We start from the raw sequence: 20,280 nt of genomic DNA, 5'->3' as shown, positions 1-20,280 counted from the left end.
CATGTCATCGCCCTCCCGTGACGAGGCCCCGCTCGGTCTGCGCGCCCAGAAGAAGCGCAGGACCGCGCTCGATCTGTGCATGGCCGCGCGCAGGCTTGCCGTCGAGCGCGGGCTCGATGCGACCACCGTCGAGGACGTCGCGAAGGTGGTCGGGGTTTCGCCACGCACGTTCTTCAACTACTACGAGACCAAGCTCGACGCGGTGGTCGGCCCGGTGCAGGACATCGGCAGCCCGGAAGGCCGCGAGGTGTTCATCGCCGGCGGGCCGAGCGGCATCCTCATCCAGGACCTCACCTGGCTGTTCGCCGCCACCCTCGAGCCGGAAGCCGAAGTGCGCGAAGCCATCTCGCTGGTGGTCGAGCTGATCAAGACCGAGCCGCGGGTGCTCACGGCATTCATGGCCGTCGGCGTACGGCAGGAGAACGCGGTCGCCGAACTGCTCTCCGCCCGCGCGGGCGCACCGGTCACGCCCGAATTCGCCTCGCTCGCTTCGGGAATCATGACAACGCTCACCACGCGGGCCGCGATGTCCTCGACCGGTGACTCGGCCAAATCGCTGACCGCCGCATTGCACGAGCAGTGCGCGATGGCCGCCCAATTGTTCGAAGGGCCTGACGACAGCAGCACAAGGAGAGGTGTCAAATGACAACGGCTGACTCGCCGCCCACCCCAATTGTCCTGACCCAGAAGCGCATCTGGCTCATCTTCGGCGCGCTGATCGCGGGGATGTTCCTGGCCAGCCTCGATCAGATGATCGTCGGCACCGCCATGCCGACCATCGTCGGCGACCTCGGCGGCGTCTCTCACATGGCGTGGACCGCGACGTCCTACCTGCTGGCCACCACCATCGTGATGCCGATCTACGGCAAGTTCGGTGACATGTTCGGCAGGCGTTGGCTTTTCCTGTTCGCGATCACCGTCTTCACCGCCGCGTCCGTCGGCGCCGCCGTGTCGACCGGCTTCTGGGAGTTCATCGTCTTCCGCGGCCTGCAGGGTGTCGGCGGCGGCGGTCTGATGATCCTGGCGCAGGCCGTGATCGCCGATGTGGTGCCCGCGAAGGATCGTGGCAAGTACATGGCGCCGATGGGCGCCGTGTTCGGCATCACCTCGGTGGCCGGACCGCTGCTCGGCGGCTTCTTCGCCGACACGCTCGGCTGGCGCTGGTGCTTCTGGATCAACGTGCCGATCGGTATTGCGGCGCTGGTCGTCGCCTTCCGCTACCTGAGCATCCCGAGCCATCGGCCCAAGACCAAGCCCGACTACCTCGGCGTGGTCCTGATGTCCGCCGCGACAACGCTGTTGATCCTGATCACCGACTGGGGCGGCAAGCAGTACGCCTGGGGGTCGACGACGATGGTGACGATGATCGCCGCGCTGGTGATCGTGGTGGCGACCTTCGTGCTGGTGGAGGCGCGGGCCGAAGAGCCGATGCTGCCGCTGTGGCTGTTCCGCAACCGGACGTTCGTGCTGACCTCCGCGATCGGCCTGCTCGTCGGCCTGGTCATGTTCGCCGCGCTCGCGTTCATTCCGACCTACTTGCAGATGGCCACCGGCGCCTCGGCCTCGGTCTCCGGCCTGCTGCTGATCCCGATGATGGTCGGCCTGATGATCGCGTTGATGGGATCGATGACCGCGATCACCAAGACCGGTAACTACCGGATCTACCCGCCGCTCGGCGCGCTGATCATCATCGTCGGGATGCTCTGGCTGACCCAGCTCGCGGCGAACACCCCGATGTGGGTGGTGTCGGCCATGCTGTTCGTGATGGGCGCAGGCCTCGGCCTGATCATGCAGATCATCGTGCTCGTCGTGCAGAACGCGGTGGCGCCGGACCAGATCGGCACGGCGACAAGCGCGAACAACTACTTCCGTGAGATGGGTGGTGCGATCGGTGTCGCCATCTTCGGCTCGATCTTCACCAGCAGGCTGACCGAGGGACTCACCGACGCGTTCGTCGCCAACGGTCCCGCGGTGGCCGCCGCGAAGCTCGATCCCGGCGCACTGGTGCCCTCGGTGGTCAAGAATCTGCCTGCGCAGCTGCACGACGCGATCGTCGGAGCCTATGTGCACGCGCTGGTTCCCGGCTTCTGGTACCTGATTCCCGGCGCGGTGCTCGCGTTCCTGCTCGCGCTGTTCATCCCGCAGTTGAAGCTCTCCGACGAGGCGGGCATGATCGCGCGCGGCGAAGCGGTGATGGCGGAAACGGTGTCGGGCGAGCAGGTCTCGGACGGCGACGACGAGCCGGATCCGCGGCTGGTCGCCGAACGTCGCTGACTCGCGGCACCTGGGCGGTAGGGCAGTTGCCCTGCCGCCCAGGTGCTTTCAACGTCGAGGGCAGGGGTTTCCGGTGAAGGCAGGGTCGAGCGCCTGCTCGATGATGTAGGCGACGGTGGGTGACTGCGGCAGCGTGTCGTGTTTGAAAGTGTCTGTGGGGCACAGGTCTTGGACCCAGACATTGTGGACGGTCGCGCCGGGCCCCGCGGCGAGGAAGGTAGCCTCCGGCGGGACGGAGGCGTCGTCCTGAGTGCTGGCGATCACGGTGTAGTCGACGCCGGGATCGGTGTCGCCGCCCGCATTGACGCTGCGCACGAAGTCGCTGCCGGCGAGCTGCTGCGCGGCCGCGGCGCCAACGATGCTCGTCAGCCCGGCGTCGAAAACCGGTGCGCTACCTGGCGGTAGCCGCTCGGCCACCGCACTGAGGGCGGAGCCGGAGCCATGGTTGGTGCCGACGAGCGAGATCAGCTGCCCGACCTTGCTCGCACCGCCGTTGAAGCGCAAGTACTGCCGCGACATCAGCGCACCCTGGGAGTGGCCGACGAGATCGACCCGCGCCGCGCCGGTGGCGCCGAGGACGCGGTCGACGAAGGCCGCGAGTTCGCCTGCGGACGACCGGATGTCGCCGGTCCCGTACACACCGCGGAGGGCGCCGAGCGCGCTCGTGGTGTCGCGGCCGTAGTTCACCGAGAAGACGCAGTAGCCTTCGGCTTTCAGCTGCGGCGCGAGCACGTCCCAGTCGTTCTGATTGCCCCAGGTGCCGTGCGCGAGCACCACGGGCCTCGGGTGGACGGCGGTGGGGACGCACGACCAGTCGTTCGATCCGGCAGGCGAGATGCTGCCATCCGGGTTCTTGCCGACGCCGAGCCCGGGGTCGGCGTCCTCGGCGGTGGTCGTGCCGCCGGGCCGGTCGGTGTGTTCCGGCTGCGGGTGGGCGGCAGCCGAGGCGGGCACGGCGCAGAGCAAGGCGGCGGCCAGGACTGTCACGCCTAGGTCGTGCGGACGGAATCGCATCGGGTGTGTGCTCCCGTTCGTTCGAGGACGAGCCCGATCGATGCGCCGCCGGGAGGCCGGCGCGGACGGCTCGCCCGCCACCGTGCAACGGGGCTACCTGGCCTGCTCGGCCAGCGAGCCGGGAGAGTGGGACAGACGGGAGGCTGCGGTACTACTCGTCCTCCAGCCGCAGGCGGTTGGCCTGTTGCAGGGTCGACAGCAGCGCCAGCGTCGACTCGGCGCCTTGATTCTCGTTGATCCCGGTGGGTTCCAACCCGTCGCAGCAGCCGCCGCTCGCCGGGTCGATCAGCGGTGTGGAGATGTCGTTCGCGCCGCGGAACCAGGCCTCGCACATCCGCACCGCGTCCTTCCAGCGTTGGTCGCTGGTGTCGTCGTAGGCGCGGGCGCAGGCGTCGGCCAATGCGCCGACCTCGATGGGCTGTTGATCGAAGCCCGGCCGCCGCTCGCCGGCGGCCCAGCCGTCGATCGGCGTGACCGACAGGTGGTCGCCCGCGGTCTCGATCTCGAGGAGCCAGCGCAGCATCGCGAGCCCGTCGGCGTGCGTGCGGCCCTGTCCCGGCTCGGCACCTGCCACCAGAAGTGCTTCGGCCAGCACCGCATTGGCGTAATGCAGCCGAGGTTCCGGCCACCGCCAGTCGAGCCTGCGGGTCGGCGGGCCGATCACCGTCGCGGCGTCGGCCAGCAGTGCGCGAGCCGCCGCGTTTCCGGGATCGGCCGTGCGCACCTCGGCCGCGCCGAGCGCGGCGTAGGCCATCGCGCGCCGCGACCGTGAGCGCTGCCGTGCCGCGATGGTGAAGTGCGGCAACGCCTGCTCGGCCAGTTCCGGCTTGCGCGCGACGACCGAGCCGAGCGCCCAGAGCGCACGACCCCAGTGATCTTCGACGCCCGGTTCGTCCTGCCAGCTCAGATCGGCGCCGCGCCGGTTGTGGCAGCGGCCGTCCTCGGTGAGCGCGTCGATGACGAAACGCGCGTAGATCGTTGCGAGTGCGTCCAATTCCGGCGTCGGTTCCGGTTCGCGGACCACCACGACGAGGGCGCGAGCGACGTCGTCGAGGCTGTAACCGTTCTCGTGCCGGGGTGTGGTGAATTTGGCGTGCTCGAAGATGCCGTGCTCATCGCTCAGTCGTAACAGGTGGGCGTAGGAGATGGTGCTCGTACTCTTGCTCTTCGCTTCGGACCGAACTGACACAATGTCAGCCTTTCTGCTTCGAGGCAGCGCCGACGGTGCCGCTGTCTGCAGCCATTCGATTGGCTGATCGTGTCGCACTGAATCGCTCGGAATCCACGCCGGAGTACGACACGGGCGGATCGACCACTAGGCCACGATCTTAACACCTGAGCCGTGCCAGAAAATCGGCGCGCCCGGTTCCGGCGCGAATTGTATTGTGCGGACATGAGTTCAGTGAGACTCGCAGATGAGTTCTGGAGTTGGCGGTTGGCCACCCTGCCCGACTCCAGCGACGACCTGCCGAGGGTGGAACGGCCGAACGGATGGTTGCCCGACTGGTCGCCCGCGGCGATCGAGCGGCGCAGGGACGTGCTGGCCGACCTGACTCGCAGGCATCGTGGGCTCGATCTGTCCGCGGCGCCGGTCGCGGAACAGGTCGACGGCAGGTTGCTCGGCGTTGCGCTCGCCAAGGTGCATTGGGAGCTGGAGGTGATCCGGGCCTGGGAGCGCGATCCCGGGTTCTATATCCAGCAGAGTCTCGGCCCGATCTACGTGGCGCTGCTTGTGCCGCCGCCGTTCGACGACGCCAGGGCGGCGACGATTCTCGCGCTGCTGCGCCACGTTCCGGTCGTCCTCGACGACGCGCGGGCGAATCTTGCCGACCATGCGAGCGCGCCGTTCGCGCAGAGCGCGGTGCGGCTGCTCGACGAAGCGGCCGGTTCGCTCGATATCGCGATGACGGCGCTGATTCCTTTCCTGCCTGACGAATTCGCTGCCGAGCTCCCTGTTGTGGCCCGAGTAGCCGCCGATGCCGTTGCGACTTATCGGGATTGGCTCGTGTCTGCACTGCCTTCATTCGGCAATGCAGAACCCGTCGGGCCGAATGGTCTCGACTACTTTCTGCACCACGTTGCGCTGCTTCCCTATTCGGCACAGCGGGTGCGCGCGATGGCGCGGCAGGAATGGCATCGAGCCATCGCCACCGAGGCCGTGCTTCGTACCCGGCATCGCGATGTGCCTGCGGCGCCGCTGCCCGCCGATGTGCCCGAGCAGGTGGAACGCCAGAGCGCCGACGAGGCGCAGGTACGCGAGTTCGCGGCCGAACGCGGCCTGTTGAGTCAGCCGAAGACGTTGCGACACTATCGATTCGCACCGCTCCCGCCCTATCTCGCGCCGCTCACCTGGCTCGGCGTGTCCGACGACCTGACCGGGCCGAGTAGAATGGACGACGACGCCACCCGCTATGTCCCGCCGCCGCACGACGAACTCCCGTATTTCGACCGGGCCGCCGCGGTCGACCCGCGCACTGCGATCGTGCACGAGGGCGTGCACGCCCAGCAGGTGGCGATCGGCTGGCACCACGACAATCCGGCCCGTCGCCGGTTCTACGACTCGGTGCCCAACGAGGGCATCGCCTTCTACTACGAAGAGCTGATGCTGCAGGCAGGCCTGTTCGACGACGCACCGGCGAGCGCGATCTTCGTGGCAAACGCCATGCGGCTACGGGCCTTACGCGTCGAGATCGATATCGCGCTCGCGCTCGGCGAGCTCACCATCGAGGACGCGGCGCACCGGCTGGCGGTCACGGTGCCGCTCGATGACGAGACGGCCTGGGACGAGGCGGTCTTCTTCGCCGGCTTCCCCGGCCAGGCGCTGAGCTACCAGATCGGCAAACTGCAGATTCAGGACCTGCTCGCCACCGCGGTGCGCGAACACGGCGACGCGTTCGACCTCCAGGAGTTCCACGACCGCCTCTGGCGCGAAGGCAACGTCCCCCTCGCACTGCAGCGTTGGGAGCTGCTCGGCCTCCGCGACCACCTCGACGAGGCCGACCGGCTCGCCCAGCCGTAGCGCTCAGGCGTTCGCGGGCAGCTCGGTGCCTGCGCCCCGGCGGCGGATGGCGACCAGGTCGTGGCGGGCCGCCGGGAGTGTCTGGTCCTCGACGCCTTCGACGAGAAAGCCTGCGTCGGCGATCATTTGACGGTCGTCGACACCGGGCTGGCCCTCGCTGGTGAGGTAGTCGCCGAGGAACATCGAGTTGGCCAGGTGCAGCGCCAGCGGTTGCATGCTGCGCAGGTGGATCTCGCGCCCACCGGCCAGGCGCACCTCCACGTCGGGAAAGTAGAAGCGGAACAGCGCGAGGATGCGCAGACAACGATCCGGTGTCAGGTCCCAGCGGTCGCCGAGCGGCGTGCCGTCGAACGGGATCAGGAAGTTCACCGGCACCGAGTCCGGATCGAGATCGCGCAGTGCGACAGCGAGATCCACGATGTCGTCGTCGGATTCCCCCATGCCGAAGATCGCCCCGGAACAGGGGGATAGGCCTGCCGTTGTGGCCCGGCGCAGGGTGTCGACCCGATCGTCGAAGGTGTGGGTCGAGCAGATGTCTGAGTAGCGCGCCTCGCTGGTGTTCAGGTTGTGGCTGTAGGCATGCGCGCCTGCGGCGGCGAGGCGTTCGGCCTGCCCGTCGGCCAGCAGTCCGAGGCAGACGCACACCTCGACCTGGGGATTGTCCTCGGTGATCGCGGCGATCGTGTCTTCGATGCGCCGGATGTCCTGGTCGCCGGGACCTCGGCCGCTGGCCACCAGGCACACTCGCTTTGCGCCTGCCTTGACCGCCTGGTTCGCGACCTCGGCGGCCTTGGCCGGGGTGATCCACGAGTACTTGAGCACCTCGGACGCGGAGCCGAGGCGCTGCGAGCAGTAGCCGCAATCCTCCGGGCACAGGCCGCTTTTCATGTTCACGATGGTGTTCAGCTTCACCCGCCGCCCGAAGAACTCACGCCGCACCCTGGCGCCTGCCGCGACCACGTCGAGCAGTTCGAAGGATTCGGACAACACCGCGAGCGCCTCGGCACGCGTCGGGGTCTCGCGTCGTATTGCTTTGTCCGCCAAGTGATCCAGTTGTTGAGCCGTCATGGCGGCCACCGTACCAACAGACTTGAACAGTGTTCAAGTATTTTCTTGAACGGTGTTCATGTGTACCCTTGTTCAGGGGAAATGCTGCTGGCTTTCGGGTATCACCACCAGCCGGTGGCCAGTTGGAGTGCGAGACTGGAGGTGCCGAGGACGACGGCGAGGATGCCGCCGAACAGCAGTGGGCGGGCGCCTGCGGTGCGTAGTTGCTGCCAGGTCAGGCCGGTGCCGATGGCGGCGAGGACCGCGGCGATGAGCCATCCGCTGAGCCGGGCCAGCGGAGCGGTCAGTGAGTCCGGCAGTATGCCGAGTCCGGCGATGAGGGATGCACCGAGGAACAGCACGACGAACAGCGGAAACACCTGGCGTAGTGGTGTGTTCGCTGCGTGATCGGGTGCGCTGCGGCGCTTCGCGAGGTGCAAGCCGACGCACAGCGGGACGATCATCAGGCTGCGGACCAGCTTGACGATCACCGCGAAATGCGCTGCGGCAGGACCGAAGACGACACCGGCAGCCAGCACCGAGGAGGTGTCGTTGATGGCGGTACCCGCCCAGAGCCCGAATGCTTCCTGTGACAAGCCGAGTAGCCGACCGAGCGGTGGATAGACCAGAACCGCAACGACATTGAAGACGAAGATGGTGGCGAGCGCGTAGGCGACCCGGTGGCGATCCGGCTTGAGCACCGCGGTGGCGGCCGCGATGGCGGAGGCGCCGCAGATGGTCGTGCCGACCGCGACCAGGGTCGCCGACTCACGATCGAGGGCGAGCAGCCTGCCGACGACCACCGCGGCGACAGCGCCTGCGACGAGCGTGCCGATCAGCACCACGGCGGTGTCCCGGCCGACAGTGAGCACCGAACCGACCGGCATGCCGAGGCCGAGCAGCACGATGGCGGCGGCGAGGAACCGCTGCTTGGTCAGCGTCAGCCCCGGCCCGAGCGGTCCGGTGTCGGCGACGAATCGGCGTCCGACGACACCGACGGCAACACCGCCGAACAGGGCGAGCACCGGCCCGCCGACGATCGGCAGCACGGTGCCGAGCAGGGTCGCTACGGTCGCCAACGCCGCCGCCACCAGCAGGCCGGGACCGAATCGACGGAGATGCGTCATCTCTCAGACGATCGTGCACGCACCGCGGGCCGGGTAGCCGCCGATTCGCGACGACCCCATCAGCGCCGCTGATGAGCACCCGTGCGGTTGAGGGGATGCCAACAGTGTTGGGCGCGACCATAATCGGTGTGATGACGCTATCGCCGGGGACGCCTGAACTGGAGGTGCTCGATCTGCTCGTCTCCGTCGCGGAGCTCGGCAGTCTCGGCGCGGCCGCGCGCAGGCACGGCATCAGCCAGCCCGCCGCGAGCATGCGGATCAGCACGCTGGAGCGTCGGCTGCGGTTGCGCCTGCTCGACCGCAGCCCGACCGGGTCGGCGTTGACCGATGCCGGACGCTCGGTGGTCGGGCACGCCCGCTTGGTGCTCGAGGCCGCGCAGGCCTTCACCGCCGGTGTCGCCGCGCTGCACGCCGCCGAGGTGCCCCGGCTGCGGGTCGCCGCGTCCAAGACGATCGCCGATCATCGGATTCCGCAGTGGCTCAACGCGTTGCGGGCCAGCTGTCCGGAGGTGGCGGTGTCGCTCGAGGTGGACAACACCCGCCACGTCGAGGCGCTGGTGCGTGACGGCGCGGCCGATATCGGATTCGTGGAGGGCCCGCACCCGCCCTCCGGCCTCGGCAGCCGGGTGCTCGGCGCGGATGAACTGGTGGTCGTCGTCGGGTCGGCCCATCCGTGGGCGCACCGCCGCACGCCGGTCACGCTGCGCGAACTGGCGACCACCCCGCTGCTCTGGCGCGAGCCGGGTTCCGGCACCAGGGACACCGTCTGGGAGATCCTCGGCGCCGAATGTCAACCGGCCAGGCCCGCCGCCGAGTTGGGCTCTGCGGTGGCGATCTCCGCCGCGGCACGGGCTGCGGTGGCACCTGCGGTGCTGAGCAGGCTGATCGCGGCGCCCGATCTGACGAGCGGCACGCTTGTTGAAGTGCCCGTTGCGGATTCGGTGGTGCTGTCCCGGAAGTTTCGCGCGATATGGCGGCGTCAAACACCGCCGTCCGGCGCGGCGGGAGTGCTGGCCGAGCATGCCGCGCGGCTGGAGGCGCGCGACGCGCGGCATTGGTGATTCAGCAGGCTTGGGCCCGACGGGTTATCGCGCCAGTCCGTGGGCGCGCGCAATGAGTCGTTCCATCACTGTGCGCGGCAACAACTTACGCACCGCGAACAGGACGGGGGCGTTGCTGCCGACAGCGTAGAGCGGGCCGGGGCGCTCGGCCTCGATCGCCTTGACGATGGTGTCCGCAACCCGTTCGGCGGTAATGCCTTTCGCCTGCTGCTCATCCAACTTGGCCATGAACGAGGTGAAGTCGGCGGTGTGCGGCGAGCCGTCGGTCAGGTACTTCGTCCTGCGCTCGAACAGCCCGGTATTGATCTGACCTGGCTCGACCGTGGTGAGCCACACGCCGAACGGCGATTCCTCGAATCGCGCCGCCACTGCGAAAGCCTTCAATGCCGCCTTGGTCGCCGCGTAGGAGGAGCGGTACGGCATCGGGAAGCTCGCGATCATCGACCCGACCATCACCACCCGCCCGTACCCGCGCTCACGCATGCCGGGCAGCACCGCCTGCGTCAACGCCACCGGCCCGAGCACATTCAGCCGGAACAGCCGCTCGATCGCGTCGGCGGGCAGCTCGGCCAGCGGACCCGCCTGGCTTTCGCCCGCATTGTTGACCAGCACATCGATCTCGCCGAGCCCGGCGACGAACGCGTCGATCGACGCGCTGTCGGTCAGATCGAGCGCCCGGTACTCCACTCCGGCGGCGCGGGCGTCCTCGCCGAGACCTTCAGGTTTCCGGCTCGTCCCGATCACCCGATAGCCCCGCGCGACCAGTGCGGCTGCCGTCGCCTTCCCGATCCCGGACGAAGCGCCGGTGACAACTGCGGTGCGCGGCATAAGCATCTCCTTCGGCAGCGGCCTCTGCCTGACGATAGCGCGTTCGGCGTACGCCGGTGTTTGTCGATGCCAGGAATGGCGGCTGCGCGCCGACCGGCGTAGGCGCGGTGGTGGGGCAAACACGAGCGCAACAGCGGGTAGCGCAGGGGAGATGGCGACTTGAATTCTGCGGACGGGTGTGCGAGCGGTCGTTCGGGGTTCTGCGGTATCGGGGAGTGCGGGCCTCGCCACAGGCAGGCACCGCCGCGGCGCTCTGAGCTGGGACAACACACTTAGGCTGCGGACGGCGGACGCGTGCCCCATGGCGATCCGTGCCCGGATTGGGCTGTTTTTCAGCGGTTTCCGGTCGGGTGTGTTGGGGCTAGGGTTGGCCGGTCGCGACGGGGCTCGCCATCGTCGCAGGATGCTGGCCGATGTGATGCCCGAGGAGCATGTAGTGGTTGCCGACACTGTTCGGGAGGAGCAGGCGATCCGTCAGCTGACGGATCGGTTGGTCGAAAACTTCAGCGGCACTTACTCGGTGGAGCAGGTCGAGGCGGCGGTGGCGGCCGCCCGCAGGCGATTCCAAGGCCATCCGGTGCGCCAGTTCGTCCCGATCCTGGTGGAGCGCACCGCGCGCCGACAGTTGGAACGCCCGGCCGAGATGGCGGGTGCGGTTGCGGTGCAGGCCGATCCGGCGTACACGACGATGCCGCCGCACCGGTGGCCGACGACGGATGAACGCCTCAGGAAGCAGGTGCCCGAGCCCGCGGAAGGCGGTCTGCCCGAGTCGCGGCGGGAAACCTGGTCCGCGAACAAGCGTTTCGCGCCCGCGGCGGTCGCTGCCGTGGTCGCGGCGCTTGTGGTGGTGACCGTCGTGACGCTCGCGCTCGCGATCCGCAAGCCCGGCCCTGCGCCGACGCCTTCGCTCGCCGCGCCGGTCGGCCCGGTCAAGGTGGTGCGCGGCGTGGTCGGCTCCGAGAAGCTGCCGTTCTTCCAGGATCCGAAGGTCGCCGAGGTGCTGGCGCGCAACGGGGTGAAGGTCGAGGTCGATCCGGCGGGGTCGCGCGAGATCGCCACCTCGATCGACCTGGCGAAATACGACTTCGCCTTTCCGTCCAGCGAACAGTCGGCACAGCGAATTCAGCGGCAGCGCAACGTGACCGCGAAATACACGCCGTTCTCCTCGCCGATGGCGATCGCGACATTCACGCCGATCTTCGACCTGCTGACCAAGGCAGGCGTGGTGCGCCCCGGTCCGGTGCCGACGTTCGACATGGCCAAGTATCTGACGATGGTCGGCAACCGCACGCGGTGGGACGACCTGCCGGACAACACCGCCTACCCGGTGCACAAGAACTTGCTGATCTCCACCACCGATCCGCGCAGCTCCAACTCCGCCGCGATGTACCTCGCCATCGCGAGTTATGTCGCGAACAACAACGCGATCGTGCAGGGCGACTCGGCCGAGCAGAACGTCATCCCCACGGTGGCAAGGCTTTTCGTCGGCCAGGGGTACACCCAGAACAGCAGCGAAGGCCCGTTCGAGAACTACCTCACCGGCGGCATGGGCCCGACGCCGATGGTCTGGATCTACGAGGCGCAGTTCGTCGAGGCCACCGTGCGCGGGCAGGTCAAGCCCGACATGACGCTGCTGTACCCGTCGCCGACCATCCTGTCCCGGCACACCGTTGTGCCGTTCGACGATGCAGGGGATCGGCTCGGCAAGCTGCTGGCCACCGACCCCGACTTGCAGCGGCTCGCCGCCGCACACGGCTTCCGCACCGGCGACGCCGCTCAGTTCGGCACAGTGGCGGCCGAGCACAACATTCCGGTCGCCCCTGACGTCCTCGACGTGATCAGCACGCCCACCTTCGACACCCTGGAGCGCCTTCTCGACGGAGTCGGCAAGTCCTACAACTAGATCCAGCGTCGGCGATCGCACGGCTCAGCTGATTCCCGCTGCGCGCGCGGCGATTCCGTCGAGCACGCAGTTCAGGCCGAACTCGAAACGCTGATCCGCGTCCGGATCGACGGCATCGCGCACCCGGCGGCCGAACTCGGGATACTCGCCGCCGGCGAGCACCTCGTGAAGGTAGGGCGCGACGGCCTGCTGCCATTCGACCTCGGTGAGACCGGTTCGGTGCTGGGCCCTTTCATCGGCCAGCTGCTGGGCGACGGCGCCGAACACGTAGGCGTGCACGGTGTCGACGATGGCCGCGGCGAGCGTGATGTCGCGGGTGTGCGCGCCCGCGGCGGTGAGTGCCACGTCCTGCAGGCGTAGGGAATTCGCGCCGAGTGCCGGGCGGCCGGTCAGTTCGGAACCGAGCCACGGATGCCGGACCAGCGTCGCGCGCAGGTGTGCGGCGACCGCGGTGAGGTCGGCGCGCCAGTCCCCGGTGAGCGCGGGCGGTGCGTTCTTGCCGTGCACCGCATCGATCATGAGATCGACCAGATCGTCCCGGCTCGCCACGTAGCGGTACAGCGATGCGGTGCCCGAGGCGAGCGCGGTGGCGACTCGGCGCATGGAGACCGCGTCGAGGCCCTCGCTGTCGGCCAGGTCGATGGCGGTGTCCACGATCCGCGCGACGCTGGGCGCGCGGCGGCTAGGTGCCCGTTGCTCCTTGGTCCACACCAGCCCCGGCGTCTTGGTCATCGCATCCTCCATTGCACAGTTCTCAGCCTTATGGTTACAGTGTAGCCGTAATGAGCACACTGTAGCCATAAGGAGCGCGCATGGCCGAGACAAGAGTTCCCGTGCTGATCGCCGGTGCCGGGTCGGTCGGCATGAGCGCCGCGGTTTTCCTTGCCTACCACGGGGTTTCCGCGCTGGTAGTGGAGCAGGAGGCAGCGCGGTCGATTCACCCGCGGGCCACCGGGCTCGGCCCACGCACCATGGAATTCCTGCGCCAGGTCGGGCTCGCGGACGAGGTAGACGCGGTGGCCGTCGACATGTCGGCGGGCAGCCTCGGCAAGATCTCCGGCCCGACGCTCGCCGCGGTGGACCTGTCCGGGATCCCGGACGCCCCGCCGATCCGGACCGGCTGGGGCTCCGGCCAGATCAGCCCGGCCTCGATCCGCGGCGTCTGCGCGCAGGACCGGCTGGACTCGGTGCTCGCGCCCGCCGCGGTGGAACGTGGTGCGGCGATTCGGTATTCGACGCGGTTGGTGACGTTCGAGCAGGACGCCGACGGCATCACCGCGCGGCTCGACGACGGGACGACGGTCCGCGCGGACTATCTGATCGCGGCCGACGGAGCGCGCAGCGGAGTACGCACCGCGCTGGGCATCGGCACCACCGGTCCAGGGGCGCTGGGTAATCCGAAGATCAGCATGCTCTTTCGCGCCGACCTGCGGCCGTACACCCAGGGTCGGCACTTCACCACCTGCGACATCACCGGTCCGGACGCGCCGGGCATGGTGGTGACGGTCGATGGTGCGAAAGAGTGGATATTCCATACCGATTACCACCCGGACGCGGGACAGTCGCCCGCCGACTTCACCGAGCAGCGGTGCCGCGCGTTGATCCGCACCGCGGTCGGCGACCCTACCTTGGATGTGCAGCTACTCAGTCGGTTGCCTTGGCGGGCACGGGGTTTACTTGCCGACACGTTCCAGTCGGAGCGAGTCTTCCTGATCGGCGACGCGGCGCACACCGTACCGCCCCAGGGCGCGTTCGGTGTGAACACCGGTGTCGCCGACGCACACAACCTTGCATGGAAGCTGGCCGCGGTCCTGCACGACCAGGCCGGGCCCGCACTGCTGCGGACCTATACGGCGGAACGTCGATCGGTCGCCGACTACACCCTCGGCCAAGCGTTGCTGCGGGTGGCCAACCCACGGCTGCACTGGGATACCAGCCCCGAGGCCGGAGCCGCCCGCACCGCCGTCGGTATGGCCGCCGCGCCGGTGGTGCAGCTCGGCGGCCGCTACGACTCGACCGCGGTGATCGATCCCGACGTCCGGTTGCCCGATCTCGAGGACATCGATCGCGTCCTGGACGGCACCCCCGGCTCCCGGCTCCCGCACCTCTGGATCGGCGAGCGCCGATCCACCCTCGATCTCGTCGCGACGGGCTTCGCGGTGCTGGCAGGCCCGGCCGGTGACCATTGGGTGCCTGCGGCGCAGCAGGTCGCCGATCAGCTGCGGATCCCGCTCGTGGCCACCGTGATCGGCGTGCCGGAGTGGCCGGGACGGGTCGGTATCGCCGCCGACGGGGCGGTGCTGGTGCGTCCGGACCAGGTCATCGCCTGGCGGTCGCCGACCGCACCCGCCGATCCGGCCGGTGCGCTCGAGCGCGTGCTCCGCCAGGTCCTCGATCGCTGAATGCGAGCCCGACCTGCGCGTGCGCGGGTTCGCCTCGGTGCTCGGAGCAGCTGAGATGTGCATGAAAGGCCGGTGAGACGTCCGCGCTGAAGTATTGCCGACAGCACAAGTCGCCACTACTCGAAGGAACGTCCATGCATCGCCGAATTCTCTGCACGATCGCGCTCGCCGCCCTGGTCACCGCCGCAGGCGCAGGCTGCTCCGACGACAAGAGCAGCAGCGCGGGCACGAGCAGCGCGCCGGGAACGAGCAGTGTGGCGGCGGCCGGCTCCGCCGGTGACTACTGCCACGCGGTGGTCGAACTGTCCCGCAGCACCCGTGACCTGGCCTTGAAGCCGGATATCTCGCCTGCCGAATACGGCAAGGCGGCCGATGAGTTCGACAAGGTGAAGGCGATCGCGCCCGCGCAGGCCGCCGCCGACCTCGACACGATCGGTTCTGGTTACCGCGCGATCTCGAAGGGGCAGGCCACCATCCAGTCCATCGGACCTGACATCGCCAAGGCGAGCCTGCACCTGTCCGAGGTCAACCGCACCGAGTGCATCCCCGGTGCGCCCAAGTAGTTCGGCGCCAGGGTGATTCGGTTCCGCGGCGGACACAGCGCCACCGGAGTCGCTGCGTCAATGGCGACGCACCGCCACGGAACCGAAGCCGCATCGTGACGACAGTCAGTGAAGGAGGTCGAGGTGGACTCGACGAATTCCGCTATCCGCCTGCATGTGCACCGGTGGGGCGACGGACCACCGGTGGTCTTGGTGCACGGCAGCATCCTCGGCGGTCGCGAGGCCTGGCGCGCCCAGCGCCCGCTGACCGACCGGTGGACGCTGCTCGCGCCGGACCGCCCCGGCCACGGCGGAACACCCTACGCGCGACAGGATTTCGAGCCGGAGGCGCGGCTGGTCGCCGATCAACTGCTCGACCGGCCCGTGCATCTGGTCGGGCTGTCCTACGGCGCGATCGTGTCGATGTACGCCGCAGCACACCGGCCCGAGCACATCCGCTCGCTCACCGTTGTCGAGCCACCGTTGTTCGGCATCGCCCGCGGTAACCCCGACGTCGATGCCATGGCCGCGGCGACGCGGGAGCTCATCGAAGGCGTCGATGTCCCCGCGGACGTGGCGTTGCGTGGATTCTTCGACCTTGTCGGAGTTCCGGTGGAGCTCGGCGAGCCGATACCCGAGGTGCTGCTCGCGGGAATGCGGCAACTCCAAGGCGCGCGCCCGCCCGACGAGGCAGCGCCGCCGGTGCATGTGCTGCGAGCGGCGCAGTTCCCGATCCTGTCGGTCTCCGGCGGGCACGCGCCCGCCTTCGAGGCCGTGTGTGACGCCATCGCCGAGCAGACCGGCGCCGAACGCGCGGTGTGTCCGGGCATGGGCCACCTGGTTCCCGATACCGGCGAGCCGTTCAACGCCCTGGTGGAGAAGTTCTTCCATCGTGCGTGACCGGAGCGGCCGGAGGGGAGTCGGTCCGGAGTGGTGCCTGCCGCACCGGGGCAACGAATGTCCCGGTGCGGCCGACTGATCCGATCAGCGCTGGCCGAGCATGCCTCGCATCATGTCGATTTCGGCGCGCTGGCCGTCGATGATGGCCTTGGCCAACGCCTTCGACTCGGCATTCGTGCCGCCCGCGAGTTCGGTCTCGGCCATCGCGACCGCACCGGTGTGATGCTCGATCATCATGGTCAACCACTGGCGATCGAAGTCGGGGCCGGACGCGGCCTGCAATGCGGTCATCTGGTCAGTGCCCATCATTCCCGGCATGTCGTGACCGCCGTGGCCGCCCGCGCTCGGCGCAGGCTTGCCGAAACTCTGTAGCAGCGTGGTGATCTGCTGCATCTCCGGTGCCTGCGCCTGCTCCACCTTCGTGGCCAGTGCGCGCAGCTCCGGGTTCTGGGTCCGGCTCGGCACCAGCTTCGCCATGTCCACCGCCTGCGCATGATGCGGGTACATCATCGTGAGGAAGGTGACGTCGGCATCGTTGAAATCACCACGGGCCGCGGGCGCTTTCGATGATGCGGGGGTGCTCGACGTGCTGTGATCCATGCCCGGCATGGAGTTGTTCGTGCCGGAGTCGTTGTCGCTACAGCCCGCGACGAGCAGGGCAGTGGCGGCGACGGCCGCGGTGACGGCGGACGTGATCCGGGTACGGGTGATGAACATGGTTGTGCTCCTTGCGATATGCGAATGATGGGGACAGGCACGACTCAGCGGCGACCATCGGAAACGGTCGCCGGGTACCTGTCAGATCCGCAGAATCGACAATTCGGCAAGGGAGAGCACCGTCCACGGCGGTGCCCGCTCGCGCCGCCGCCGCAGAGACCGGGGCCGCGCGAGGCCGGTGCCCGGCCGATCGAGGGCCATCCGATAGAGCAGGACCAGCCCGAACAGCAACGCGATCGTGGACAGGATGAACACGCATCCGTGCATCCCGCCGTGGGCGCCCGCGCAGCCGCCGCCCGCGCAATCCGCCCCTCCCGCACCATGATCGGGCATCGGGAACATCGAGCCGAGCGCGGACATCGCCATCGGTGGGGTGGCATCGTGCGCAAGCGGCTGACCGAGCCCATGCCCGGCAGCTGTGGCCGTAGCGTCTGGTGCGCCGATGCTGTGCCTGCCGACTGCGCCGGGCTGTCCTGGCGAGCCGTGCTGAGCGGCGGCCGTGCCATGAGCGGTGGCAGGCAGCCGACTGCTGTGCTCGTGATCCGGCCGCGCGAACACTGCCGCGTGCATCGCCACGATCCCCGCGAGCAGCAACAACACACCGACTGCCCGGGCGAACCGGGTCACCCTGTGTGGGAGCTGCTGTTCGAGCACGCGGCCAGTCTAGCGTCGGCTCGCAATACCCCCTAGTGGTACTCGCCCTATCCGGTGTAGATGTCGATGACCAAGCGGGTCGGGTTGCTGAGCGTGCTGACCGCGAACCCGGGCCGATCCGCGTTGACGCCGATGAACGACTGGGTGGTGCCTTCGAACACGAGGGTCCGATAGACGCCCGCGATCCCCGGCGCGCTCGGATCGGTCGCGGGGTCCGGCCCGGCATACGGCGTCACCGCACTGTCGAACGGGTATGCCGAGCCGAGGATCTGCACCTCCAGGATGGAGACGCCCGCCACGTCGACGACCTTGCCGCTGCCGTCCTGCACGGCCCGGTCGGCGTACTGCACGACCCAGCCGGGTGTGCCCTGACCGCCGAGGTCGTAGACCACCCGGTCGAAGCCGGGCTGCCTGCCGATTCTGATGCCGGTGACCGTGAGGCCCGCGCCGTTGGAAGCCGTGCTGCGTTTGGGATGCGCATCGCGCGGGGTGGTCGGCTCGACGGCGAGGGTGCCGGTCGTCGTTCCCGGCGCCACGCTGTTCGCGCTGGTTCCGTCGATGTCACAGCCGCTGAGCAGCGCTGCCGTCAGAAGCAGTGCCGCGGGAGCGGTGATCATCCCCACCATGCTGTTGCGCATGGGGCTGATGGTAAACGCCGCGCGGCACGGCATGCGGGATTTCGCGAGGCGCGACGTCTGCGGGGCTGTGGGGTTTCTCGATGTTTGCCAATGGACATCCATGGCGGATGAACCGGGCATGGGTCTGGCTCGTTGTTGTTGATGACCGGACGCGACCAAGCGTCAATTGATCCCTCCGGAGGACTCGAATAATGCTGTCGACCAAGCACTTCCATCGCGCCGCGCTGCCATTCGCCGCTGCCTCGGTCATTCTCGCCGGTGCGCTGAGTGCCTGTGGAAGCTCGGGCACCGCGAAGCCTGCCCCCGCTCCTGCCCCGGCGCCCGCGGCGGCGACCTCGGTCGTTGCGCCCGCGGGCGCGCCGCAGAGCCAGGCGCCCGCCAAGACCCAGGGCTGGCTGAAGGTCTACCGCGGAACCGCGCCGACCGGCACGAATGCCCTGCAGCTCGCGATCGCCGACAATAGTGCTGTCGGACAGTACGTTACGGCGACCGACCGCGCGGTCTACCGCTTCGACAAGGACACCAACAACCCGCCCGCCTCGAACTGCGCAGGCGAGTGCGCCACCACCTGGCCGCCGCTGCTCGTGCAGCGGGATCAGGCGGTGTACGCGGCGGGTGTCGACCCGCAACTCGTCGGCTTCATCGAACGTGCCGACGGCGCATGCCAAATCACGATTGCGGGCTGGCCGGTCTACTTCTTCGCGAAGGACCAGAAGCCTGGCGATCTGCTCGGGCAAGGCGTCGGTAAGGTCTGGCACGCGGTGACCCCTGCTGGCGGCAAGGCTGGCGTCAATTAGTCGAATCCGGTGCAGTGCTGGCGATTTCGCTGTACGCCTGGCCGCAGGGGAGGTGCGGAATCGCCGATTGACCGGCCCAGGTGTGACGAAGGGGCAACGATCTAGCACACTTGAGAGGTGACAGATATCGAGGAAGTGCTCGGCCGGCTGCGGCGGTATCCCGATGTGGAGGCATTGAACCTCTACGCCGTGGATGCCGCCGATCGGCTGATCCTCGATGTGGCCGCCGATGCTCTCGCCAGCGCCGATAGCGGAAAGATAGCTGTGATCGGTGACGCCTACGGTGCACTGACCATCGGCGCGATCGCGGCACACGACCTGCGCGGGCTGCGGGTACACCAGGATTTACTGACCGGTGAGCTGGCGCTTGCCAACAACGCACGGGCGCTCGGGCTCGCCGATCGCTACACCGCGCACCCGCTCGGTCGAGCCCTGCTTGCCGACGCCACCGTGGTGTTGCTGCGGCTCCCGCGCGCGCTGGCCGGGCTCGTCGAGGTCGCCGACGCCATCGCGCGCTATGCCGATCCCGAGGTGGTGGTGTTCGCGGGTGGCCGGGACAAGTACCTGACGAAGTCGATGAACGACGTTCTCGCCGCATCGTTTTCCGAGGTCAGGGCGAGCCGCGGCAGACAGAAGTCGCGGACCCTGCTGGTCAGCGGGCCGAAACCGGTGGGCGATCCGCCCTTTCCGGTCTGTGAACGAGTCGAGGACCTCGACATCGACGTGGTCGCGCACGGCGCCGCATTCTCCGGCACCCGCCTCGACATCGGCACCCGATTCCTGCTGCAGCACCTGAAATGGATGAAGCCCGACGCACGCGAAGCCGTCGATCTGGGCTGCGGCACCGGGATACTGGCCGTCGCACTGTCCAAGGCGCGGCCGGGCATCAAGGTGCTCGGCACCGATCAATCGGCGGCCGCGGTCGCCTCAGCCCAGGCGACGGTCGCCGTCAACGGGGTCGCCGACCGGGTGACCGTCGTCCGCGACGACGCGATGTCGACGGCGGCGGACAACAGCGCCGACCTGGTGCTGTGCAATCCGCCGTTCCACGTCGGCGCCGCCGTGCACACCGGATCGGCGATCAAGATGTTCGCCGAAACCGGCCGGGTGCTGCGGCCGGGCGGCGAGCTCTGGACGGTCTTCAACTCCCATCTGAACTATCGCGGGGTCATCGAGCGCATGGTCGGCCACACCGACGTGATGGGTCGAAACCGTAAATTCACGGTCACTCGGTCCGTGCGTGGTTTACACGACGCGCCGCAACGGTAGAGTCCGAAATGTCCGCCTGGTCACGCCCCCGTGGGAACTTGTGCCGGGCAGCAGACGTTGGACCAGACAGTTGGTATCGAGCGAAGGC

At 68.5% G+C, this 20,280-nt stretch carries 19 protein-coding genes; 10 read left to right on the top strand and 9 right to left on the bottom strand.

Translation table 11 applies throughout. From position 1 onward, the window contains the following. The first annotated feature begins 1 nt into the window (after position 1). Both ACGFNJ_RS10075 and ACGFNJ_RS10070 read left to right on the top strand, forming a co-directional pair. Positions 2-646: a TetR/AcrR family transcriptional regulator gene (locus ACGFNJ_RS10075; protein ID WP_393445563.1), complete on the top strand. Its 645-nt coding sequence runs from the start codon at positions 2-4 to the stop codon at positions 644-646. Further along, on the top strand, positions 643-2,274 hold the full coding sequence (locus ACGFNJ_RS10070; protein ID WP_393445561.1) for an MDR family MFS transporter: 1,632 nt from the start codon (positions 643-645) through the stop codon (positions 2,272-2,274). Before ACGFNJ_RS10075 ends, ACGFNJ_RS10070 begins: the two co-directional genes overlap by 4 nt. 48 nt (positions 2,275-2,322) lie before the next feature. Here ACGFNJ_RS10070 and ACGFNJ_RS10065 read toward each other — a convergent pair whose 3' ends face one another. Both ACGFNJ_RS10065 and ACGFNJ_RS10060 read right to left on the bottom strand, forming a co-directional pair. Further along, positions 2,323-3,288 carry an esterase/lipase family protein gene (locus ACGFNJ_RS10065; RefSeq protein ID WP_393445559.1) on the bottom strand — a complete coding sequence of 322 codons (966 nt, stop codon included), beginning with the start codon at positions 3,286-3,288 and terminating at the stop codon, positions 2,323-2,325. Positions 3,289-3,439: 151 nt separating this feature from the next. Continuing rightward, positions 3,440-4,477: a glycosyltransferase gene (locus ACGFNJ_RS10060; RefSeq protein ID WP_393445557.1), complete on the bottom strand. Its 1,038-nt coding sequence runs from the start codon at positions 4,475-4,477 to the stop codon at positions 3,440-3,442. Positions 4,478-4,681: 204 nt separating this feature from the next. Here ACGFNJ_RS10060 and ACGFNJ_RS10055 point away from each other — a divergent pair, with 204 nt between their 5' ends. Next, positions 4,682-6,307, top strand: a complete 1,626-nt coding sequence (locus ACGFNJ_RS10055; RefSeq protein ID WP_393445555.1) for a DUF885 family protein — start codon at positions 4,682-4,684, stop codon at positions 6,305-6,307. Between the two features lie 3 nt (positions 6,308-6,310). On the opposite strand, the gene bioB is transcribed toward ACGFNJ_RS10055, so the two are convergent. Together bioB and ACGFNJ_RS10045 are read right to left on the bottom strand one after the other, a co-directional pair. Then, positions 6,311-7,375 carry a biotin synthase BioB gene (gene bioB, locus ACGFNJ_RS10050; protein WP_393445553.1) on the bottom strand — a complete coding sequence of 355 codons (1,065 nt, stop codon included), beginning with the start codon at positions 7,373-7,375 and terminating at the stop codon, positions 6,311-6,313. 101 nt (positions 7,376-7,476) lie between these two features. Beyond that, complete coding sequence (locus ACGFNJ_RS10045; RefSeq protein ID WP_393445551.1) at positions 7,477-8,481, bottom strand: YeiH family protein; 1,005 nt, start codon at positions 8,479-8,481, stop codon at positions 7,477-7,479. 131 nt (positions 8,482-8,612) lie between these two features. Here ACGFNJ_RS10045 and ACGFNJ_RS10040 point away from each other — a divergent pair, with 131 nt between their 5' ends. Beyond that, positions 8,613-9,542: a LysR substrate-binding domain-containing protein gene (locus tag ACGFNJ_RS10040; RefSeq protein ID WP_393445549.1), complete on the top strand. Its 930-nt coding sequence runs from the start codon at positions 8,613-8,615 to the stop codon at positions 9,540-9,542. Between the two features lie 24 nt (positions 9,543-9,566). Here ACGFNJ_RS10040 and ACGFNJ_RS10035 read toward each other — a convergent pair whose 3' ends face one another. Beyond that, on the bottom strand, positions 9,567-10,370 hold the full coding sequence (locus ACGFNJ_RS10035) for an SDR family oxidoreductase (protein ID WP_393445547.1): 804 nt from the start codon (positions 10,368-10,370) through the stop codon (positions 9,567-9,569). A 403-nt stretch (positions 10,371-10,773) separates the two neighbouring features. On the opposite strand from ACGFNJ_RS10035, the gene ACGFNJ_RS10030 reads away from it, so the two are divergent. Beyond that, the gene (locus ACGFNJ_RS10030; protein ID WP_393445545.1) at positions 10,774-12,273 is read left to right on the top strand and encodes a three-helix bundle dimerization domain-containing protein; all 1,500 of its coding nucleotides are present in this window, start codon (positions 10,774-10,776) and stop codon (positions 12,271-12,273) included. Positions 12,274-12,297: 24 nt separating this feature from the next. Here the strand turns inward: ACGFNJ_RS10030 and ACGFNJ_RS10025 are convergent, their stop codons facing one another. Further along, positions 12,298-13,005, bottom strand: coding sequence for a TetR/AcrR family transcriptional regulator (locus tag ACGFNJ_RS10025; RefSeq protein ID WP_393445541.1), 708 nt, complete (start codon positions 13,003-13,005; stop codon positions 12,298-12,300). 80 nt (positions 13,006-13,085) lie between these two features. Here ACGFNJ_RS10025 and ACGFNJ_RS10020 point away from each other — a divergent pair, with 80 nt between their 5' ends. From ACGFNJ_RS10020 to ACGFNJ_RS10010, 3 genes are all read left to right on the top strand, one after another. Beyond that, the gene (locus tag ACGFNJ_RS10020) at positions 13,086-14,675 is read left to right on the top strand and encodes an FAD-dependent monooxygenase (protein ID WP_393445539.1); all 1,590 of its coding nucleotides are present in this window, start codon (positions 13,086-13,088) and stop codon (positions 14,673-14,675) included. A 134-nt stretch (positions 14,676-14,809) separates the two neighbouring features. Beyond that, positions 14,810-15,238 (top strand): hypothetical protein, encoded by a 429-nt coding sequence (locus ACGFNJ_RS10015; RefSeq protein ID WP_393445536.1) that lies wholly within the window; start codon positions 14,810-14,812, stop codon positions 15,236-15,238. A gap of 123 nt (positions 15,239-15,361) precedes the next feature. Further along, a complete protein-coding gene (locus tag ACGFNJ_RS10010) occupies positions 15,362-16,117 on the top strand; it encodes an alpha/beta fold hydrolase (RefSeq protein ID WP_393445533.1) in 756 nt (251 codons plus the stop codon). Between the two features lie 84 nt (positions 16,118-16,201). On the opposite strand, the gene ACGFNJ_RS10005 is transcribed toward ACGFNJ_RS10010, so the two are convergent. The 3 genes from ACGFNJ_RS10005 to ACGFNJ_RS09995 all read right to left on the bottom strand — a co-directional run bounded on the left by ACGFNJ_RS10005 (position 16,202) and on the right by ACGFNJ_RS09995 (position 18,126). Continuing rightward, positions 16,202-16,834 (bottom strand): DUF305 domain-containing protein, encoded by a 633-nt coding sequence (locus ACGFNJ_RS10005; protein ID WP_393445529.1) that lies wholly within the window; start codon positions 16,832-16,834, stop codon positions 16,202-16,204. Between the two features lie 81 nt (positions 16,835-16,915). Then, a complete protein-coding gene (locus ACGFNJ_RS10000; RefSeq protein ID WP_393445526.1) occupies positions 16,916-17,488 on the bottom strand; it encodes a hypothetical protein in 573 nt (190 codons plus the stop codon). Positions 17,489-17,535: 47 nt separating this feature from the next. Next, positions 17,536-18,126: a hypothetical protein gene (locus ACGFNJ_RS09995; protein ID WP_393445523.1), complete on the bottom strand. Its 591-nt coding sequence runs from the start codon at positions 18,124-18,126 to the stop codon at positions 17,536-17,538. Positions 18,127-18,317: 191 nt separating this feature from the next. Here ACGFNJ_RS09995 and ACGFNJ_RS09990 point away from each other — a divergent pair, with 191 nt between their 5' ends. Next, entirely contained in the window at positions 18,318-18,923 is a 606-nt protein-coding gene (locus tag ACGFNJ_RS09990; RefSeq protein ID WP_393445521.1) for a hypothetical protein, read from the top strand. Positions 18,924-19,040: 117 nt separating this feature from the next. Beyond that, positions 19,041-20,192 carry a class I SAM-dependent methyltransferase gene (locus tag ACGFNJ_RS09985; RefSeq protein ID WP_393445520.1) on the top strand — a complete coding sequence of 384 codons (1,152 nt, stop codon included), beginning with the start codon at positions 19,041-19,043 and terminating at the stop codon, positions 20,190-20,192. Positions 20,193-20,280 lie beyond the last annotated feature (88 nt).

Source organism: Nocardia sp. NPDC049149, assembly GCF_043197455.1.
In the GTDB taxonomy this organism is placed as follows: domain Bacteria; phylum Actinomycetota; class Actinomycetes; order Mycobacteriales; family Mycobacteriaceae; genus Nocardia.
The sequence above is the reverse complement of the archived record's forward strand: the minus strand, read 5'-3'. Positions and strand labels throughout refer to the sequence as shown.

Bases quoted from the DNA above. Each gene is read 5' to 3' on its own strand.
- ACGFNJ_RS10075 (WP_393445563.1), top strand. From the start codon at position 2: ATGTCATCGCCCTCCCGTGACGAGGCCCCGCTCGGTCTGCGCGCCCAG.
- ACGFNJ_RS10070 (WP_393445561.1), top strand. From the start codon at position 643: ATGACAACGGCTGACTCGCCGCCCACCCCAATTGTCCTGACCCAGAAG.
- ACGFNJ_RS10065 (WP_393445559.1), bottom strand. From the start codon at position 3,288: ATGCGATTCCGTCCGCACGACCTAGGCGTGACAGTCCTGGCCGCCGCC.
- ACGFNJ_RS10055 (WP_393445555.1), top strand. From the start codon at position 4,682: ATGAGTTCAGTGAGACTCGCAGATGAGTTCTGGAGTTGGCGGTTGGCC.
- bioB (WP_393445553.1), bottom strand. From the start codon at position 7,375: ATGACGGCTCAACAACTGGATCACTTGGCGGACAAAGCAATACGACGC.
- ACGFNJ_RS10045 (WP_393445551.1), bottom strand. From the start codon at position 8,481: ATGACGCATCTCCGTCGATTCGGTCCCGGCCTGCTGGTGGCGGCGGCG.
- ACGFNJ_RS10040 (WP_393445549.1), top strand. From the start codon at position 8,613: ATGACGCTATCGCCGGGGACGCCTGAACTGGAGGTGCTCGATCTGCTC.
- ACGFNJ_RS10035 (WP_393445547.1), bottom strand. From the start codon at position 10,370: ATGCCGCGCACCGCAGTTGTCACCGGCGCTTCGTCCGGGATCGGGAAG.
- ACGFNJ_RS10030 (WP_393445545.1), top strand. From the start codon at position 10,774: ATGCTGGCCGATGTGATGCCCGAGGAGCATGTAGTGGTTGCCGACACT.
- ACGFNJ_RS10025 (WP_393445541.1), bottom strand. From the start codon at position 13,005: ATGACCAAGACGCCGGGGCTGGTGTGGACCAAGGAGCAACGGGCACCT.
- ACGFNJ_RS10020 (WP_393445539.1), top strand. From the start codon at position 13,086: ATGGCCGAGACAAGAGTTCCCGTGCTGATCGCCGGTGCCGGGTCGGTC.
- ACGFNJ_RS10015 (WP_393445536.1), top strand. From the start codon at position 14,810: ATGCATCGCCGAATTCTCTGCACGATCGCGCTCGCCGCCCTGGTCACC.
- ACGFNJ_RS10005 (WP_393445529.1), bottom strand. From the start codon at position 16,834: ATGTTCATCACCCGTACCCGGATCACGTCCGCCGTCACCGCGGCCGTC.
- ACGFNJ_RS09995 (WP_393445523.1), bottom strand. From the start codon at position 18,126: ATGCGCAACAGCATGGTGGGGATGATCACCGCTCCCGCGGCACTGCTT.
- ACGFNJ_RS09990 (WP_393445521.1), top strand. From the start codon at position 18,318: ATGCTGTCGACCAAGCACTTCCATCGCGCCGCGCTGCCATTCGCCGCT.